General features: G+C 69.9%; 15 protein-coding genes. 9 read left to right on the top strand and 6 right to left on the bottom strand.

Annotated elements, in window-relative coordinates; genetic code table 11:
- Window position 1 precedes the first annotated feature (1 nt).
- From ME121_RS00660 to ME121_RS00645, 3 genes are all read left to right on the top strand, one after another.
- Window positions 2-712 carry a GntR family transcriptional regulator gene (locus tag ME121_RS00660; protein ID WP_012317360.1) on the top strand — a complete coding sequence of 237 codons (711 nt, stop codon included), beginning with the start codon at window positions 2-4 and terminating at the stop codon, window positions 710-712.
- 167 nt (window positions 713-879) lie between these two features.
- On the top strand, window positions 880-1,182 hold the full coding sequence (locus tag ME121_RS00655; protein ID WP_059407918.1) for a hypothetical protein: 303 nt from the start codon (window positions 880-882) through the stop codon (window positions 1,180-1,182).
- A gap of 508 nt (window positions 1,183-1,690) precedes the next feature.
- Window positions 1,691-3,553 carry a methyl-accepting chemotaxis protein gene (locus ME121_RS00645; RefSeq protein WP_246753099.1) on the top strand — a complete coding sequence of 621 codons (1,863 nt, stop codon included), beginning with the start codon at window positions 1,691-1,693 and terminating at the stop codon, window positions 3,551-3,553.
- A gap of 10 nt (window positions 3,554-3,563) precedes the next feature.
- On the opposite strand, the gene asd is transcribed toward ME121_RS00645, so the two are convergent.
- The gene (gene asd, locus ME121_RS00640) at window positions 3,564-4,475 is read right to left on the bottom strand and encodes an archaetidylserine decarboxylase (protein WP_029358463.1); all 912 of its coding nucleotides are present in this window, start codon (window positions 4,473-4,475) and stop codon (window positions 3,564-3,566) included.
- A 32-nt stretch (window positions 4,476-4,507) separates the two neighbouring features.
- Here asd and ME121_RS00635 point away from each other — a divergent pair, with 32 nt between their 5' ends.
- Window positions 4,508-6,199 (top strand): aminotransferase class III-fold pyridoxal phosphate-dependent enzyme, encoded by a 1,692-nt coding sequence (locus ME121_RS00635; RefSeq protein WP_059407912.1) that lies wholly within the window; start codon window positions 4,508-4,510, stop codon window positions 6,197-6,199.
- Window positions 6,200-6,241: 42 nt separating this feature from the next.
- Here ME121_RS00635 and ME121_RS00630 read toward each other — a convergent pair whose 3' ends face one another.
- Window positions 6,242-6,853, bottom strand: coding sequence for a membrane protein (locus ME121_RS00630; RefSeq protein ID WP_024827637.1), 612 nt, complete (start codon window positions 6,851-6,853; stop codon window positions 6,242-6,244).
- A 53-nt stretch (window positions 6,854-6,906) separates the two neighbouring features.
- Window positions 6,907-7,593, bottom strand: a complete 687-nt coding sequence (locus tag ME121_RS00625; protein WP_043073067.1) for a class I SAM-dependent methyltransferase — start codon at window positions 7,591-7,593, stop codon at window positions 6,907-6,909.
- Window positions 7,594-8,271: 678 nt separating this feature from the next.
- On the opposite strand from ME121_RS00625, the gene ME121_RS00620 reads away from it, so the two are divergent.
- From ME121_RS00620 to mqo, 4 genes are all read left to right on the top strand, one after another.
- Window positions 8,272-9,066 (top strand): lytic murein transglycosylase, encoded by a 795-nt coding sequence (locus ME121_RS00620; RefSeq protein ID WP_012317367.1) that lies wholly within the window; start codon window positions 8,272-8,274, stop codon window positions 9,064-9,066.
- Window positions 9,067-9,295: 229 nt separating this feature from the next.
- Window positions 9,296-10,417: a DUF2778 domain-containing protein gene (locus ME121_RS00615; RefSeq protein WP_059407911.1), complete on the top strand. Its 1,122-nt coding sequence runs from the start codon at window positions 9,296-9,298 to the stop codon at window positions 10,415-10,417.
- 144 nt (window positions 10,418-10,561) lie between these two features.
- Window positions 10,562-11,110 (top strand): lipocalin-like domain-containing protein, encoded by a 549-nt coding sequence (locus tag ME121_RS00610; RefSeq protein WP_081437737.1) that lies wholly within the window; start codon window positions 10,562-10,564, stop codon window positions 11,108-11,110.
- A 538-nt stretch (window positions 11,111-11,648) separates the two neighbouring features.
- Window positions 11,649-13,379 carry a malate dehydrogenase (quinone) gene (gene mqo / locus ME121_RS00605; RefSeq protein WP_059407908.1) on the top strand — a complete coding sequence of 577 codons (1,731 nt, stop codon included), beginning with the start codon at window positions 11,649-11,651 and terminating at the stop codon, window positions 13,377-13,379.
- Window positions 13,380-13,472: 93 nt separating this feature from the next.
- Here the strand turns inward: mqo and ME121_RS00600 are convergent, their stop codons facing one another.
- From ME121_RS00600 to ME121_RS00590, 3 genes are all read right to left on the bottom strand, one after another.
- Window positions 13,473-14,207 (bottom strand): DUF3750 domain-containing protein, encoded by a 735-nt coding sequence (locus tag ME121_RS00600; protein WP_053620298.1) that lies wholly within the window; start codon window positions 14,205-14,207, stop codon window positions 13,473-13,475.
- Between the two features lie 95 nt (window positions 14,208-14,302).
- Window positions 14,303-15,169 carry a triphosphoribosyl-dephospho-CoA synthase MdcB gene (gene mdcB, locus ME121_RS00595; RefSeq protein WP_041372475.1) on the bottom strand — a complete coding sequence of 289 codons (867 nt, stop codon included), beginning with the start codon at window positions 15,167-15,169 and terminating at the stop codon, window positions 14,303-14,305.
- 138 nt (window positions 15,170-15,307) lie between these two features.
- Complete coding sequence (locus tag ME121_RS00590; protein ID WP_244632916.1) at window positions 15,308-16,120, bottom strand: glycosyltransferase family 2 protein; 813 nt, start codon at window positions 16,118-16,120, stop codon at window positions 15,308-15,310.
- A 110-nt stretch (window positions 16,121-16,230) separates the two neighbouring features.
- Between ME121_RS00590 and ME121_RS00585 the strand changes: the two genes are divergently transcribed.
- Window positions 16,231-17,643: a methyltransferase domain-containing protein gene (locus ME121_RS00585; RefSeq protein ID WP_024827630.1), complete on the top strand. Its 1,413-nt coding sequence runs from the start codon at window positions 16,231-16,233 to the stop codon at window positions 17,641-17,643.
- Window positions 17,644-17,662 lie beyond the last annotated feature (19 nt).

The raw sequence follows: 17,662 nt of genomic DNA, 5'->3' as shown, positions 1-17,662 counted from the left end.
TATGTCAAGCGCTTCGGCGTCCGAACTGGAAACCGGCGAAATCATGCCGGATTGGGTTCGTCCGATCGTCAAGGAGAGCCTGAGCGAGCGGGCCTACCGCGAGCTGCGCCTCGCGCTGATGCGCGGACAGCTGCGACCCGATACGCGCCTGCGCCTCCGCCCGATGTCGGCCCGGTTCGGCATCAGCGCCACGCCCATGCGCGAGGCCCTGCTCAGGCTCGTCGCCGAGAAGGCCCTCGCGCTCGACGCGCGCGGCAGCGTCGTCGTGCCTCGGCTGACCCTGGATCAGCTGCTGGAGATCCGCGCGATCCGCACCGATCTCGAGGGACGTGCCGCCGCCGCTGGGGCTGCCAGAGACTCGGCCGAGGTCGACGCGCTGGAGGCGATCCACGCGCAGATCTCGCAATGCCACGCGAGCCGCGACTTCGCGCGCGCGGTGAACCTCAACACCGAGTTTCACCTGACGCTGTGCAAGATCGGGCAGATGCCGATCCTGTACGAGATCGTCGAGCTCCTGTGGGTGCGCTGCGGCCCGATCCTCTCGCACCTCTACGACGACGGCGTCCCCGACTGGGAACCGCACCCTCATCGGCGCATCATCGACGCCTTGCGCGACCGCGACCCGGTCGCGGCCCGTGATGCGGTGCGCGAGGATATCGAGCGCGGCGGGAGCGGTCTGTTCGCGCATGTCCGCGCGGCCGCCAAGGGGTGATGACCGATCGCGGGGCGGACAAGGAAGTCGATCGCTGCCGGGTGCGGTCGGATCGGCGTCGCGGCCGAGGCGGCGGCCCTGGGCTCGGCGAGCCCCCACCCAGAAAACGCCGGAGCGCGGAGCGTCCGGCAGTTGCCGAATGCCGACGCACGACTATCCTGCGCCCCATGCGCGCTGATCTCGCCGTCCTCGCTCTGGTCTTCGCTGCCACGGGCGCGCGCGCCCAGCAGCAGCTTCCGACCATCCCCGAGTTGCTGACGGCCGAGGCGAACGCCGCGCGAGCCTGTGAAGGCACCGGGGATCCGGCCATCATCCGGGAGCAGTGTCGGCTGCGCGATCGGCTGAGTGGGCGCTTGGCTCAGGCGGGCTATTGCTGGGGCCGCAAAGGACAGGCGGACGAGAAGAAGGAATGGCACGCCTGCCAGCCGGATTCGATCTACGAGGATGATATCGAGGCGGTACAGCGCTGAGCGGCTGGCCCCGTCGTCGAACGCGGCCTCGTCACTCGAAGGACTGTACGCCGGGCTACAGCGGGACTTCGCTCCGTAGATGGCGGGGCGATCTCCGCGGCTCGACGCGGTGCCGGCATGCTCCTGGCTGAAGAACCTGCTCGCGGTCGGGCTACCGCCCAGTCCGGCTGAAGACGCTCCACGCCAGCGGCTCTTCGGGCACTACGCGGCGCTCCCAGCCGCCGCGCGTGCGCTCACCGCCAGCTGCAGCCATCGACGCCTCGATCCGGCCCAGCATCCTGCACGCCGCGCGCGTGCGCTGATCCCGACGGCGCTCCCGCGCGCCGGTCGAGGCCGGCATGCTCCAATCACGCGATCCAGAAAAGTCCATCAGGACAGCGTCCTGAACAGATGTTCGCGAGCGCAGATCGGCGCGGCTGCGCGGCATTCGCGCCACCCCCGGCATCGAACGAGATGCATCACCTGACCCCCCCGGGCTCCAGCGTCGACCCGAGGAACAGAACTAGCATTGCACGCACGTTCGATTTATTGCACGGATCACTACTGCAACAAAAACGTAGTTCTTCAGATAATACCGGAGCTAAATTCGCAGATACGGTACTTATTTTCTATTCCAAGACACCAGAAACATCTTGAACTGCACAGGCAGAGTGTTAGACCGCCATCGTCGCTCAGAGCTCCGACAACGATACGGTCGCCATCGATGATTAACACGATCAAGGGCAGGCTATTCGCACTTCTCGCCGTACTGGGTACACTCCTCATAGGATCAGCAGCGCTCAGTAATTACGCGCTCTATAATAATTTCAGGGGTCTCGAATCGATCTACGCCGACAGAGTCATGCCGCTCAGCCAGTTCGGCACGATGCGCGACGCTTTCGATGCCATCCTGACCGCGACGCGAGATTTCGAGGTCCACGCGATACAGGCGGCCGAAGCCGTGACGATCCTCGATCACCAGCTGGCACGGGCGAAGGAAGCCTGGGCCGCCTACCTGACCACGTATCTCACGCCCGAGGAGACACAGCTCGTCGCGAAGCTGACGCCGCGATTCGACCGCGACGCGGCGATCGTGGCCGACCTCGTCCGCGCCTTGACGAACGGGGACCTTGACGCTGTGACCGCGTCCCGGATCGATCTCCTCCGGGCGATGAGCCCGACAACGGCGACCATCGGCGAGCTGTCCGACCTGCAGGTCCGCGAGGCCCGCGCCGAGTTCGAACGCGCGGACGCGATGGCGCAGCGCCTGCGGATGCTGCTCTTGGCGACACTGGCCGGCGCCGCCCTAGCGGTCGGGTACGGCGTCCGCGTGATCCTCACCCAAGTCACCCGCCCGATCGGCCGGACGACGGCGACGATGACCCGTCTCGCCGCGGGCGACCTCGATGCGCGGATCGACGGCGCGGACCGTGGCGACGAGATCGGCGCGATGGTCAAGGCTGTCCAGGTCTTCAAGGATGCGCTCGTCGCGAAGCGCGCGGCGGATGTGGCCGCCGCCACCGAGGCGGCCGCGAAAGCGCGCCGCGCCGAGACCATGGACCGCGCCACGCGGACGTTCCGCCAGCAGATGGAGGGCCTGACCGCGGCGTTAGCGACCAGCGCCGGGGCCATGGAGAGTGCCGCCGCGACCATGGACCGGAACGCCGGACAGACCGCGACGCAGTTGCTCCAGGTCTCGTCGGCGGCCGAGCAGACCTCGGTCCACGTCCAGACCGTCGCGGCGGCCAGCGAAGAACTGGCGACGTCGATCGGGGTCATCAACGGCCAGATCACGCGCTCCTCGGACATGGCCCAGCGCGCGGCGGCCGAGGCGACGGAGACCAACACCCTCGTGATGAGCCTCGCCGACGGCGCCGAGCGGATCGGCACCGTGATCAGCCTGATCGCCGGGATCGCCGCGCAGACGAACCTGCTCGCGCTCAATGCCACCATCGAGGCGGCCCGCGCCGGAGACGCGGGTCGCGGCTTCGCGGTCGTCGCCACCGAGGTGAAGGAGCTGGCGGCCCAGACCGTCCGGGCGACCGAGACGATCTCCGATCAGGTCGCGACGATCCAGAAGGAGACGCACCGCGCCGTCGACGTCATCCAGGCGATCACCGCGTCCGTCCTGGACCTTCGGACCATCGCGACGAGCGTGGCGGCCTCGATGGAAGAGCAGGAGGCGGTGACGCAGGAGATCGTGCGGAACGTCAGCCAAGCCGCCGACGGCACGCGGGCGGTCACGGTCACGATCGGAACCATCACGCAGGCCGCCGGCGAGACCGGCCGGACCGCGGCCGCGGCGCTGGACGCGGCCACCGCCCTGTCGCGGCAATCGGAGACCCTGAACGCCGCGGTCGCGGGATTCCTCGCGGCGGTTCAGGCAGCCTGAGGCGGCGCGCTCAGCCGCCGGGCGATCCGGGAGGCTGCGGCAGGCGCATCAGGGGCGCGCCGACCCGGAGGATCGATCCGACGGCGAGCCCCGGGCAGAGCTCGAAGCCGGCGGGCGCCAGCACCACGATGGTGGAACCGTGCTCGAACCAGCCCATCTCGGCGCCCTTCGCGAGCCGGGCCGCGGTGGGAATGCGCCGTCCCCCGGTCTCGCGCAGATTGAGCCCCTCGGGCAGGAAGCCGAGGCGCAGACCGGCAACGAGGATGGCCGCCACCGGCACCAGCGTCACCGCGTGCCCGCCCGGAGCGAGGCGCAGGCGCAGGACGGCGCGCTCGTTCCTGCAGAACAGCGCCTCGACGCGCTTCAGGGCAATCGGGTTCACGTTCCAGGTATCGCCCCAGATGTGGCGCACCGACTCGACGCGCAGGTCGTGCGGGGCGTGGAAGCGATGGTACATCCCGGCCGTCAGGCGCAGGGTGGCGTAGCAGCCCCCCTCGTGGGCCCGCGCCAGCGCTGTGTCCCCGCCCAGCAGGTCGGCGAGTCGGTAGGACAGGCCCTTGATCTGGTACAGGCGGCCGGCCTCGATGCGGCCGTGGGCCCCCAGGATCGCGTCGCTGGGGCTCGTCAGCAGAGTCGGGTCGGCCGCGATCGGCCGGGCGCCTGAGCGCAGGGCCCGCACGAAGGCGGCGTGAAGGCTGGGGAAGCGCGTCTCCCGCGCGTCGCGGAGATCGACGTCGCAGAACAGCCGCCACGTCGCGATCGAGAGGTCCCGGATCAGCGGCTGCTCGATCCGGCTGAACCAGCCCATGAAGCGGGTCGCCAGGCGGCGCGGCAGACGGTTCGTCAGCAGAAAATTGAGATCCTCCTGCGCACCGATCCGCGCCAGGAGTGTCCGCAGCCGGGATCCCGCAACCGTCATCATGCCGTGAACCGTCTCCGGTAGGGCGCGGGGCGATGTCCGCGCTCCTCATCACCCTGTCCGCCACCACCGCCGCCGCGGTTCTCGCGCTGCCACGAGCGGCCGAACGCCTGCAGCTCTCGCGGGCGAAGCACCGCTCGCTCACCGGCCACGCCCGCATGGCCCGGCGCGTCGCCCGACTGATCCCGCACTATTCCTATTCGGACCGCGCCTTCTTCCGGTCGGACGATCCGGACGAGGCAGTGGCGTGCCGCCGCGAGGCCGGCTTCGCGCGGCTCTCCGATCTGTTCCGGGCGCGCTTCGCCAGGACACGGGCCGAGACCGAGTCGGTCCGCGCCGGGCTCTCGGACCTCCAGTTCACCGGGCTCTACCGGGTACCGTTCCAGTACGCCCGGCACGTGCGCGCGCATCTCGGCACCGGCGCCTTCGCGGCCGCCGCGTCGGGCGTCACGGTTACGGATCTCGACGGCAACGTCTTCTACGACCTCGCCGGCTCCTACGGCATGAACCTGTTCGGCGTCGACTTCTACCGGGCCTGCCTGGACGAGGGTGCCGCGCGGGTCTCGGCGCTGGGCCCCGTGCTCGGGCCGCTCCACCCGGTCGTCACCGGCAACGTCGCGCGGCTGAGGGCGATCTCGGGCCTCGACGAGGTCTCGTTCCACATGTCCGGCACCGAGGCGGTGATGCAGGCGGTGCGGCTCGCCCGCTACCACACCGGCCGCCGCCGGATCGTGCGCCTGTGCGGCGCCTATCACGGCTGGTGGGGCGATGTGCAGCCGGGCATCGGCAACCCGGTCCCGACCCGCGACACGCTCACCCTGGCCGACATGTCCGAGCGGACGCTGCGGGTGCTCGCCACCCGCAGCGACGTCGCCTGCGTCCTGGTCAACCCGCTCCAGGCCATGCACCCGAACGCCGGGGCGCCGGCCGATTCCGCGCTGGTCGACAGCGGCCGCAGAGCGGCCTTCGACCGCGCTGCCTACACCAAGTGGCTCCACGAACTCCGGTCGGTGTGCAGCGCCCGGGGCATCGTGCTGATCCTCGACGAGGTCTTCATGGGCTTCCGCCTCGCCCGCGGCGGCGCGCAGGCCTATTTCGGCCTGCGCGCCGACATGGTCACCTACGGCAAGACTCTCGGCGGCGGCCTGCCCGTCGGCGTCCTCTGCGGGCGCGCCGACCTGATGCGGCGGTACAGGGACGACCGCCCCGTCGACATCTGCTTCGCGCGGGGCACCTTCAACGCCCATCCCTACGTCATGGGCGCGATGGGCGCGTTCCTCGACCGGCTGGACAGCCCGGCGGTGGCCGCGCTCTACGCCGATCTCGACGCGACCTGGGACGCGCGCGCGCGGCACCTCAACACCCTCCTGGCGGGGGCCGACCTGCCGGTCCGGGTCGCCAACATGTCGACGGTTTGGACGGTCCTGTACACCAAGCCGTCGCGCTACAACTGGATGCTGCAATTCTACCTGCGCGCCGAGGGGCTGGCCCTGTCGTGGGTCGGAACCGGCCGCATGATCTTCAGCCTCGCCTACGACGACGCGGCTTTCGAGGCCGTGGCGACGCGCTTCGTGGCGGCGGCGCAGGCTATGCGTGCGGATGGCTGGTGGGAGGGTGAAGTGCCGAGCGACAGAGCGATCCGCCGGTCGATCCTGCGCGAGGTCGCGGCGGTCCGCCTGGGCAGGCTCGGAGACCGCCTGGGTCTGCGCGCGCCGGATCAAGCCTGATTGGGGTGCCGGCCGCGCGGGACCGGCACCCGGGATCCAATCTCAGGCGCCGCGCTCGTGCGGCTCCTGCTCCTCGACGAGTTCGCCGTGCAGCAGGGCGAGCGGCGCCTTGTGGTAGAGCTTGATGTCGTGGAACGGGTCCGTGAGGATCTTGGTCACCCAGACAAGGCCGGTCTGGACGTCGCGCTGCAGAAAGAGCTGGACCATCCGGAACAGCAGGCCGGCAAGCGCCAGCCACAGCCAGATCCAGCCGACGTTGCGGATCAGGTCCGCGGTGCTCTGATGGGGCGCGATCAGGCCGAACAGGCTCGGGTCGAAGTAGAGCGGGAGGGGGGACAGCGCCCAGATCGCCAGCAGCACGATCTTGCGCTGCAGGTTGTAGCCGACCTTGATCTCCTCTTTGTGCTCGTGCGTCGCGTCGTTGACGTGGTCGTAGCCCTTGGGCTCGAAGAACAGATGGCCGGCCTGCCGGGACGTCATCGCCACCAGCCAGCCGATCAAGGCCGCCGTGGCCGGGTCCTTGAACGCCAGGGCGTAGGCCACCAGGAAGCTGATCGCGCTCACCACGTGCAAGCTCTGATTGACGCGGTTGTGGTGGTAGTAGCGGTGGTCGTCCCAGCGCTGGATGCGCAGCGCCTCGAGAAAGCTCGCCATGATGTGCGTCCCCGATCGAAGGTTGTGGTGGGCTGGTCGAAGCTGATGCGCGCCTAGGCGGCGCGCTTGCGCAGGCGGACGAGGGAGAAGTGGCCGAGCGGCGGGAGCGCGCGGCGCTCGACGATCTCCACCGGCGCTGCGGCGGCCCAGGCCGCGTAGCGCTCCCAGGAGAACTCGGTCCGCCAACCGAGGCGGCTGGTCACCGGGGCGAGGGCGCGCTCCACCGTGCGCCGGAGGCCGGCCTCGGCACCGATCCGTGTGGTGATCACGATCTCGCCGCCGGGGCGCAGCACCCGGGCGAACTCGTCCAGCGCCGCCTCGGGATTGGGGACCGCGGTGACGACGTACTGGGCCACCACCACGTCGAAGGCGGCGTCCGGGAAGTCGAGCTGCTCGGCATCCATGACGGCGAGGCGCTCAACGTTGCGCAGGCGCAGCCGGGCCACGCGCTGGCGCGCCTTCTCCAGCATGGGCGCCGAGATGTCGATGCCGACGATGCTGCGGGCGCGCCGGTAGGCGGGCAGGGACAGCCCCGTGCCGACGCCGACTTCGAGGATCCGGCCGCCGATCCGTTCGGCGGCGGCGGCCGCCAGCGTGCGGCCCTGCGCGAAAACGGGCCCGAAGACCAGGTCGTAGACCGGGGCCCAGCGACCGTAGGCCTTGGCGACGCCGTCGCGGTCGAGATCGGGCCCGAGCGGGCCCGCGCGCGTGGAACCGGTGTCGTGCATTCCGAGGGCCATGGGCGTCCTGTTCGGTTATCGGCTGGGTCGACGCGGCGGTGGCTTGGACCGACCGCCGGTCGCGGATTTGGGGCTGGCGTTCCCGGGCCCGGTCCACATCACGGGCCGTCGTGCCGCTCAGCGCTGCGCCGGCGACGCTCTCCCGCTTCGCCCGGTTCGGAAGGTCGCAGGGCGGCGCCGCGCGATGCCGCGGACCGGTCAGGACGGGCGGAGGCGCGGGAGGCGGGATCTCGGTTCATGCATCGCCGCCCGGACCATCAACGACCCCACGCCGCATCTCCGCCCAAGTCTTTCCGCCGGCAAAGCTATGTCGCGCGTTTGACAAGCTTGTGACAGATCCATCAGATCCGCATATCTGCAATCGTTTTGCTGGCAACATACTGATCTGAGACGCAAAACGGCCGCGTTAGATGGGACTTAATCGTTCCGGCGGTCAACCTGATCTTGGCGCGCGGCGGTCCGCGCAGCCGCGTGTTGGCCCGCCGCTCACGCGGCGTTCACGATGCTCCGAACACCTCGCCGTTGCGGCCTCGTCGCAGATGCCGAGATGCGCGATGATTTGAGGGTGAGGAGACCCAAGGTCGCGCCTTCGACATCTTCTCGCCCTGATATCGACGAGATGTGACCCGGTATCCCCAGCAGGACAGGGCGCGACGACGCGCCGAAGGAGTGTTTCGCGTGATCGAGAATTTGCGGCGTCAGACTATCGCGGTCGCGGCCATCGCCGGGATCGCTCTCAGCGCCGGGCAGGTGCAGGCCGCGCAGTGCGGCAACACCGCGGCCGGTTTCGATGCGTGGAAGCGGCAATTCGCCGAGGAGGCGCGCGGCCGGGCCAGCGCGGCCAGCCTCGCGGCGCTGCAGAACACGACCTACTCGACCGCCACCATCTCGGCGGACCGGGGCCAGCACAGCTTCAAGCTGTCGCTGGACCAGTTCCTCGCCAAGCGCGGCGGCCCGACCATCGTCAAGCGGGGCCGGGCTCTGAAGCAGCAGAACGCGGCCCTCTTCGACTCGATCGAGCAGCGCTACGGCGTGCCGCCGGGCCCGCTCCTGGCGATCTGGGGCATGGAGACCGGCTTCGGCGCCGTCCGCGGCAACGTCAACACGCTCTCCGCGGTGGCGACGCTCGCCTACGATTGCCGCCGTTCGGAATACTTCACCGACCAGCTCTACGCCGCGCTGACCCTGATCGATCGCGGTCTCCTGACGCCGAACACCCGAGGCGCGGCCCACGGCGAGGTCGGCCATACCCAGTTCCTGCCGAAGAACGTGTTGGCCTACGGCACCGGCGACCTGAACAACGTCGGTGCGGCCCTGTCGTCCACGGCCAACTTCCTCAAGGCCCATGGCTGGCGGGCCGGCGCGGGCTACCAGCCCGGCGAGCCGAACTTCGCGGCCATCCAGGGCTGGAACGCGGCACCGGTCTACGAGAAGGCGATCGCTCTGCTCGGGCGCCAGATCGACAACGATTAGCAGTATTCCGGTCACGGATAGACCGGTTCGAACTACGAGAACTGCGGCGGCGCGCCCGAAAATGGTCCCGATCGGGCCAAGATCGATCATCGCGTCGCCCCAGAAAAGCCGGCCCGACCCCGCTGTCTCACTCTGAGCGGGGCCGGACCGCCCGCCGCGACGTCTCCGCCTTTCCGGAGAGCGGCAGCCGGCACGCCCCGCCTCGCGACGAGGAGCATGGGCAACCGCGATGGCTGTCGAATCCGTGCCGCTGGACGGCGCCAAGACCCGGAACGCGCGCAACACCTGGCTCGCGCCTCTGACGGTGCTCACCGGCCTCGTGACGATGGCCGCCCTCGGGAGCAGCGTCCTGCATCGCGCCCCGGTCCCGGTGACCGGAATCGAGAGCCCCCGGACGGAAGCGCCGGTGCCCGGAACGGCTGCGGAGGACGGGGCCGAGACCGCCACCGCCGAACTAGGGGCTGCAGGCTCGCCCGATGCCGGCCGCGAGACCATCGGCGCTCCGCAGTCGCGCTGGGCGTGGAATCAGATCGCCCCGCCGTCGCTGACGCCCGAAGCCGAGCCCGAGATCGGCGCCGAGGCCGGCTCCCAGCTCGGGACGCAGGCCGCCGAGACGCCGCTCAGCGCGGTGGTCGTCCCGCTGCCGATCCCGCGTCCGCCCGAATTCCGCGCCCCCTTGGGCCCTGGATTCGCCCGACGGTCCGAGCGGCGCATGGCGCGCCGCGAGTTGCCGCCGGCGGCGCAGCCCACGCCGCAGCCCGAGGAGCGCTCGTTCCTCGAGAAGCTGTTCGGCATCGAGCGCGGACCGGCCCTGGCCTACACGGCCCTGGAGAGCAAGCCGGCCGACGTCGCGCCGCCGGCGCAGCGCGTCTCGCCGCCGCTGGCCCCGACCCGCGATCCGGGCCCCACGGCCGGCATCGCGGTCTACAACATCGCCGCCAAGACCGTGACCCTGCCGAACGGCGAACGCCTGGAGGCCCATTCCGGGCTCGGCGAGGGTCTGGACGATCCGCGCCTCGTCAATGTGCGGATGCGCGGGCCGACGCCGCCGGGTACCTACGACCTCACCGAGCGCGAGCGGCCGTTCCACGGTGTGCGGGCGATCCGCCTCACGCCGGTCGGCGGCAACGAAGCCGTCTACGGCCGCGTCGGCCTGCTGGCGCACACCTACATGCTGGGCCCGCGCGGCGACTCGAACGGCTGCGTGTCGTTCCGCGACTACGACCGGTTCCTGCAAGCCTTCCTGCGCGGCGAGGTGCAGCGGCTGGTGGTCGTCAGCGGCACGCAGGACCCGCTGCCGAGCCTCGCCGCTGGCACGGTGACGACCCGCATGGCCCGCAACGGCGGCTGAGGACGGCTCGCCGCGGCAACCACCGCAAGCGCGCTGAGGGTCTACCAGCACTGCTCGCGCGGCGCTTGGAACCGGCCGCGCCGGCCCGCAGAACGCGGCGGCGGCGCGTACCGGCGCCGCGGCACGCGAAACTCGGTCGAGACCATGCCTGCACAACGAACGGCCGCCGCGGCCGTCCGCGCTTTCCTGTGGCTTCCCCTCCTCCTGGCCGCCGACCGGGCCTGGAGCGCGTCCGCGCCGGACCATGTCGGAGCGGCAGTGGTGGGCGCGCACTTGGCGGACCGGATCGTCGGCACCTGGGACCTCGTCTCCTACAAGGTCGAGGACAAGGAGACCGGCAAGCTCATCGACGCCATGGGCGGCACGCCGCGCGGACGCGTCATCTTCACCAAGGACGGCTGGGTCGCCTTCAACCTCGAGGGCAGCGCGCGCAAGCCCGCGACCACCGACGCCGAGCGGGCCGCGCTGATGAAGACCCTCGTCGCCTATATCGGACGTTACCGGATCGAGGGCGACCAGTGGGTCACGAGCGTGCAGACGGCCTGGGCACCCGAATGGGTCGGCACCGAGCAGCGTCGCACCATCCACATCGACGGCGACTACGCCGACGTCACGACCCCTTGGCGCGTGATGCCCAACTGGGATGACGGCCGGCTGTCGCGCAGCATCATCCGGTTCAAGCACATCCCGTAGCGACACGTCCGGCGGCGCCGCCAGACGCTGACACGCGGTCCAGCGGCCGGGGCAAGTCTATCGGCGGGTCGCCGCCGTGGCCGCCGGTCGTCGCGGCGGACTGACAGGATGGCGGTGATTGCAACCCCGGCAGTGATTGTCCTCTGAAGCCTCGTCCTCTATGAGGCCACCATCAATCTGCTGAGCCAAGCCAGCCAGCATCTTCCCGCCCACCCGGCAATCGCGCTACCGCGCGAGCGAGGTCTTGAACCGGAGATCCGTTCTCCGGCGTGATCGCGCGCCATTGCGGAGGGAAGGCCTGCGTCGCGCGAGCGCGTCCCATCGTCCCGCGATCCGTGCGGGCCGGGGACGATGGAAGCGATGCGGACCAGCGCAGGACCGTCGTGTCGGGTCGAGCGAGGCCACGAGCGTACCGCGACGGGAACGGGGAAACGATCCGGAAGGCCGGACGGGCGGGATTCGCGCCCGTCGCATCGAGTGTCTTCCGTACGCGGGGCGGCCAATCGGCCGGTCCGGTACGCAAAAGCGGGATCTGCCCATGCGTGGCGACGACGATAACCAACACCAGCGCGACCGCCGGGCGGCGAACGTGCTGCCCCTCAGCCGGCGGCAACTCCTCGGCACGGCCGCGACCGGCCTGGCGCTGGCGGCCCTGCCGGGCCCGCTGGCCCTGGCCGATGGCGCGGACAGCAAGGTCGACGTGCTGCTGATCGGCGGCGGGATCATGAGCGCGACGCTCGGCGTCTGGCTGAACGAGCTGGAGCCGAACTGGTCGATCCAGATGATCGAACGTCTCGATCAGGTCGCCCTCGAGAGCTCGAACGGCTGGAACAACGCCGGCACCGGACACTCGGCCCTGGCGGAGCTGAATTACACGCCCGAGAAGAAGAACGGGCAGATCGAGATCGCCAAGGCGGTGGAGATCAACGAGGCATTCCAGGTGACCCGGCAGTTCCTGGCCCACCAGGTCAAGACCGGCGTGATGACGGACCCGCGCGCCTTCATCAACTACACGCCCCACATGAGCTTCGTCTGGGGTGACGACAACATCGCCTACCTGAAGAAGCGCTGGGAGGCCCTCAAGGCGAGCCCGCTCTTCGCCGGCATGGAATATTCGGAGGATCCGGAGCAGCTCCGCAAGTGGGTTCCCCTGATGATGGAGGGACGTGACCCGAAGCAGAAGGTCGCCGCGACGTGGTCGCCGCTCGGCACCGACTGCGAGTGGGGCGAAGTGACCCGGCAGTACGTCGCCCATTTGCAGAAGCAGCCGAGCTTCAGCCTGCGGCTCTCGACCGAGGTCGAGAGCATCACCAAGAACGGCGACGGCTCGTGGCGGGTGAGCGCGAAGAACCTGAAGGACCGGACGCGCCGGACGCTAGACGCGAAGTTCGTCTTCATCGGCGCGGGCGGGGGCGCCCTGCACCTGCTGCAGAAATCCGGCATCCCCGAAGGGGACGATTACGCCGGCTTCCCGGTGGGCGGCTCGTTCCTGATCAACGACAATCCCGACGTCGCCACGCTCCACCTCGCCAAGGCGTACGGCAAAGCGTCGGTGGGCTCCCCGCCGATGTCCGTGCCGCATCTCGACACCCGCGTGCTCGGCGGCAAGCGCGTGATCCTGTTCGGGCCCTTCGCGACCTTCTCGACCAAGTTCCTCAAGGAGGGCTCGTACTTCGACCTCCTCAGCTCGACCACCACCAGCAATCTCTGGCCGATGATGAAGGTCGGCGTCGACGAGTTCCCGCTGGTCGAGTACCTCGCGGGGCAGCTGATGCTGTCGGACGACGACCGGATCGCGGCGCTGCGCGAGTACTTCCCGAAGGCGAGGAAAGAAGAGTGGCGCCTCTGGCAGGCGGGGCAGCGCGTGCAGATCATCAAGCGCGACCCGAACAAGGGCGGCGTGCTGAAGCTCGGCACCGAGATCGTGAACGCCAAGGACGGCAGCATCGCGGCCCTCCTCGGGGCCTCGCCCGGTGCCTCCACGGCGGCGCCGATCATGCTCCAGGTCTTGGAGAAGGTGTTCGCCCAGAAGGTCGCCACGCCGGAATGGCAGGCGAAGATCCGTGAGATCGTTCCCAGCTACGGCACGAAGCTCAACGACGATCCGGACCGTGTCGCCCGCGCGTGGGCCGACACGAGCGCGCAGCTCCGGCTCCCGACCCCGCCGCAGATCGACCGGGCCGTGCTCAAGCCGGTCACGACCGGGAGCACCGTGCTCAACAGCAGCGCAACGCCGGTGAAGGAGCCGGTCCACGACCTCGCTCCGTGAGCGGCGTGGCCCGGGGCGCTGCCGTTCGTGCGCCCCGGGCAACGCGGTGGCCCAACTCCGGCTCTGCAGGCTTCGCGGTTGCCTGGAGAGCGCTCAGAGGCCGACCCGCCCCAGGGCCGGCAACTTGATCCCGGGCCGCCGCAGGTCGATCCCGGCGACGGCGCCGAGCAGGTTCAGCTCCAGGCCCTCGACCCAGCCGAGCGTCAGGCCGGCATAGCCGCCGAGATTGAGGCGAATGCCGGTTCGGGACGGCGTCGGACCGATCCAGCGCCCGTCGTAGGGGAAATCCTTGCCGATCGCGGTCGTCGGCAGGCTCGCGCGGATCTCCGGAACCGCCGCCATGACGGCGGCCACGAAGGTGTTCGAATTCGGACCAGGCCAGACGACGTAGTCGCCGGGCCGGCTGTAGCGGTACTCGGCCACGGCCTGCCGGATCCGCGGGAGCATCGTCTCCGCCTCGGGCCCGTCGGCCGCGAACACGGTCGTCGGCGGGTTCCCGAACCAGCGCCCGTCCGGCACGAACCGGTCGACCCAGATCGGCTGCCCCCAGGCCGTGTAGTCGAACCGGCTGTAGGCGCGGGCGCCGGCCTCCTTGAGGACGATCCAGCTGTGCGTCGCCACGATGCCGCGCCAGCTCACGGTCCGCGCCGAGAAGATGCGCAGCACGGCGCCGGGATGCGCGTCCGCGCGCGGCAGCAGTCCGGCGCTGGACCGATCCGCCAGACGCCAGTCGCCGCTCGCGCGCGTCGCGTAGAGCAGGGCTGAGACCGCCACCGGCACGAGGAAGAGCGCGGCGAGCGCGAGGAGGGCGATCCTGAACAGGGTCACGGGCGGTCCGGTGGGGGAGGGGGAACAGGATCCGGATGTAGGTATCGACCGCACCCGCGAAACTGCGACCGACGCGACCCGGGGCTGCTCGCGCGTCAGGGCGCGGAGGCCAGGGCGTCCAGCAGCAGCGTCGCGGCGAGGAGATCGGCGCAGCCGCCGGGACTCAGGCGCGCGGCCACGAAAGAGCGGTGGATCGCCGCCGCGCGCTCGCGCCAAGCCGGAGCCGCGATGCCGCCGGCGTCGAGAAAGGTCGCGGCGGCCGCGCGCGCGCCGACGAGGCCGTCGGCGCCGCCGCGGTGCAGGAGATTCGTGTCATCGACGACCGCCAGGAGCGCGAAGAAGCAGTGCACGCGCGCCGCCTCGGGATCGCCGGGGGCGCAGGAACGGCCGAAGCGGAGGGCGGGAAGGCCGACGGCCCGGATGGTCGGGAAGCCCGAAGCGGCCTCGGCACTGGCGCCGCCGACGCCGAAGCGCCGCGCCGCGCGGCCGCCGTGGCTGACAGCCGAGACCGGTGCCCGGCTGATCGCCGGCCCCCAGAGATGCCCAACCGCCTCGGCCAGGGCCTCGGCCCCGGCCCGCCCGACACCGTGCCCTTCACCTTTCGCTCCCGCCGCGGCGCAGATCAGGCCGAGCGAGAAGATCGCGCCCCGATGCGCGTTGACGCCGCCCGTCGCCCGCATCATCGCGATCTCGGCTTTCAGACCGATGGCCCGCAAATCCGCCATCTCCGCCGCGCGGGCACCCGCCGCGACCAGCTCCGCGAAGAACGGCCGGATCGCCGCCGCGCTGCGGCGGAGAGTCTCCGCATCCATGTCGTCGTGGCTGCCGGAATCGACCGGGCTCACGAGGCCGGGCTTGGGCCATGTCTCCAATTCGCCGATGAGCGCCGCGTGCGCAAGATCCGCGACGCGACCGGCGCTGGGCGCGTCGGCGCGGCACGCGTCGGCATCCGGCGCAGTCAGGCTCTGTTCGTCGCGCAGGGTCGGGCCTCCTCCCGGATTCGCCAGCGCAGCCGAAGCGGCGTCGGGCGGTCCGACGTATACCGGATGGCGGCGCCCGCGCACCCGCGACGGTCTCCGCGCATGGTCGCCTGTCCGGACTCAGAAGGATCCGACGAAGCGTTCGGGCAGCTGCCAGAGGTCGGGCGCCTGGACCACACTCTTACGCTCGATCGCGTCGGCGAAGATCCGCTTCGTCGTCTCGAAATGGGCCTCACCCGGCCGCATCTGAACGCGACGGCGCGGGATCCGGCCGACATCCGCCTTCACGAAGGTCAGGAACTCCGTCGGGTCGATGGCGTGGTGCGAATTCGGGATGCCGATCGGCGCGGCCGCATTCCGCTTCTGCTGGCGCCTGAAGAGTATGTCGTGATCCAAATACGCCAGATGGAACAGGAACAGGTCGCGAAAATCGGGGCGGTGATCCTGGATCAGGCAATGGAAGCCGACATGCCAGTCGACCCGCTCCGACACGATGGTGGACTTGCACAGGGTCGATATCGGACGGATGAATCCCCGCTGGCCAGAGATGGGCGCCGCGACGTTGATGGGAGCCTCGTCCTGCACGTGCATGACATCGGCTCCGAACAGATCGAGGATTGGGGGCAGCGATCGCGCGGCGATATAGTCTGAGAGGTTCGGCGACACGTCGGGATCTGGAAGGATCAGCTCGTCGCTGTCCGCATAGAGAACATATTTGAAGCCGATGAACAAAGATGCGCAGAAATCCCTGACTGTGTGGGCGCGCTCCCACTCGTTCAGGGGCAGTCGCGGCAATCGGATGACGTTCGCGCGCAGCCCGGTTGTCGAGCCGTCGTCGGAGCCGTGGTCGAGGATATAACAGTTTTCAGCCCCGACCTGCCGCTCGTAGTGCTTCAGCCAGAGCGGAAGCATGGTCGTTTCATTGTAGGTCATGGTCACGGCGGCGAGCGGCCTCTTGTGCAACGGCATCCCTTCCCGCCAATGCGGCATTCACCGCGCTTCCACAGCGCATTCGCGAAGCGTTTGTTCGGAGCTTAGATGCAATGGATCGTGCGCAGCAACTCCTGAGGTCGCTGACCAAGGATGCCCGCATCGTCGAGGTTGGCCCGAGCTTCAGCCCGCTCGCGCCGAAGCGCGACGGCTGGAACACGTTCGTCATCGATCACGCGCCGCGCGCCGAGCTCATCGAGAAGTATCACGACCAGACCGTCGACCGGATCGAGGAGGTCGATTTCGTCTGGACGGGGGGCTCGATCGCTGACGCGGTCCCGGTGGAGCAGCACGGGACGTTCGACGCGTTCATCGCCAGCCACGTCATCGAGCACACCACCGACGTGGTGACCTTCCTGCGCGCCGCCGAGACGCTGCTCCGGCCGGACGGCGTCGTGATCCTGGCCGTGCCCGACAAGCGCAAATGCTTCGATTTCTACCGCTCCCTGACCGGGACGGCGGACGCGATCGCGGCCTTCTTGGAGAAGCGGAACCGTCACACGGTCCGGACCCACATCGACTACGCCCTGAACATGGCGCTGAAGGACAACGGCACGGTCGGCGCCTGGTCGGGCCGGGACACGCGGCCGGCCATCCCGGCCAACCCGCTGACCGACGAGGCGCAGTGGCTCGGCGCCGCGCAGCTGCCGCACTACGCCGACGCCCATGCGTGGGTATTCGTGCCGGCGAGCTTCAACCTGATGATCCTGGAGCTGTCGCAGCTCGGCTACATCGATCTGCGCGTCGAGGATTCCCTCGACATGGACGCGACGGAATTCTTCGTGTGGCTCCGCAAGGGACGCCAGCGCCTGGCGCCGGACGAGATCCGCGAGCAGCGCACCGCGCTGATGCAGCGCGCGATCGTCGAGCTGGCGGAGCAGGTGCAGCAACTGCCCGAGACGTCCTTCGTCGAGATGGCCTCGGCGGGGACCCTGCGGGACCAGCTCCTCAAGGCGACCTACCGGACCGACGCGCTCCGCACGGTGCTGGCAGCGCTGCGCGCCAGCATCGGTCGATTCGGGCTGGATCGGGCCAAGTTCAAGCGCCTGATCGGCGCGGCCAGCCAGAAAGTGCCGGGGAATCACTCGGCAGCGGTCCAGCACAGGATCCTGCTGACCGAGGCGACCAAGATCCTCGACGGAATCGCGGATACCGCCGTCGAGGTGGACGATCGGGACCCCGCCGTCATCGACAGCGCCGTGCTGGTCGCGCCGCTCGGCGCGGCCCAGTTCGGGGATCCGCTCCTCGCCGCCGAACTCGATCGCGAGCGCCAGCGTGCCAAGGCCGTCCGCATGGTGCTGGACGCCGTGCTCGGAAGTCTGCGCGGCCGCGCCCTCGACAAGAAGCGGTTCCGGGACCTGGTCACGCAGGCGGCCGCGCAGACGCCGAATGACGGACCCGAATCCGCCCGCCACGCGGTGCTGTCCGAGGAATCGCGGAGGGTCCTCGGCTTGCCGATCGCCTGAATCCGACTACGGCACCGGC

The organism is Methylobacterium sp. ME121 (genome assembly GCF_000974725.1).
Classification (GTDB): Bacteria; Pseudomonadota; Alphaproteobacteria; order Rhizobiales; family Beijerinckiaceae; genus Methylobacterium; species Methylobacterium radiotolerans.
The sequence above is the reverse complement of the archived record's forward strand: the minus strand, read 5'-3'. Positions and strand labels throughout refer to the sequence as shown.

What these genes read in the sequence shown, in the direction of transcription:
- ME121_RS00660 (WP_012317360.1), top strand. Translation starts at nt 2, where the DNA reads ATGTCAAGCGCTTCGGCGTCCGAACTGGAAACCGGCGAAATCATGCCG.
- ME121_RS00655 (WP_059407918.1), top strand. Translation starts at nt 880, where the DNA reads ATGCGCGCTGATCTCGCCGTCCTCGCTCTGGTCTTCGCTGCCACGGGC.
- asd (WP_029358463.1), bottom strand. Translation starts at nt 4,475, where the DNA reads ATGATGACGGTTGCGGGATCCCGGCTGCGGACACTCCTGGCGCGGATC.
- ME121_RS00635 (WP_059407912.1), top strand. Translation starts at nt 4,508, where the DNA reads ATGTCCGCGCTCCTCATCACCCTGTCCGCCACCACCGCCGCCGCGGTT.
- ME121_RS00630 (WP_024827637.1), bottom strand. Translation starts at nt 6,853, where the DNA reads ATGGCGAGCTTTCTCGAGGCGCTGCGCATCCAGCGCTGGGACGACCAC.
- ME121_RS00625 (WP_043073067.1), bottom strand. Translation starts at nt 7,593, where the DNA reads ATGGCCCTCGGAATGCACGACACCGGTTCCACGCGCGCGGGCCCGCTC.
- ME121_RS00615 (WP_059407911.1), top strand. Translation starts at nt 9,296, where the DNA reads ATGGCTGTCGAATCCGTGCCGCTGGACGGCGCCAAGACCCGGAACGCG.
- ME121_RS00610 (WP_081437737.1), top strand. Translation starts at nt 10,562, where the DNA reads ATGCCTGCACAACGAACGGCCGCCGCGGCCGTCCGCGCTTTCCTGTGG.
- mqo (WP_059407908.1), top strand. Translation starts at nt 11,649, where the DNA reads ATGCGTGGCGACGACGATAACCAACACCAGCGCGACCGCCGGGCGGCG.
- ME121_RS00590 (WP_244632916.1), bottom strand. Translation starts at nt 16,120, where the DNA reads ATGACCTACAATGAAACGACCATGCTTCCGCTCTGGCTGAAGCACTAC.
- ME121_RS00585 (WP_024827630.1), top strand. Translation starts at nt 16,231, where the DNA reads ATGGATCGTGCGCAGCAACTCCTGAGGTCGCTGACCAAGGATGCCCGC.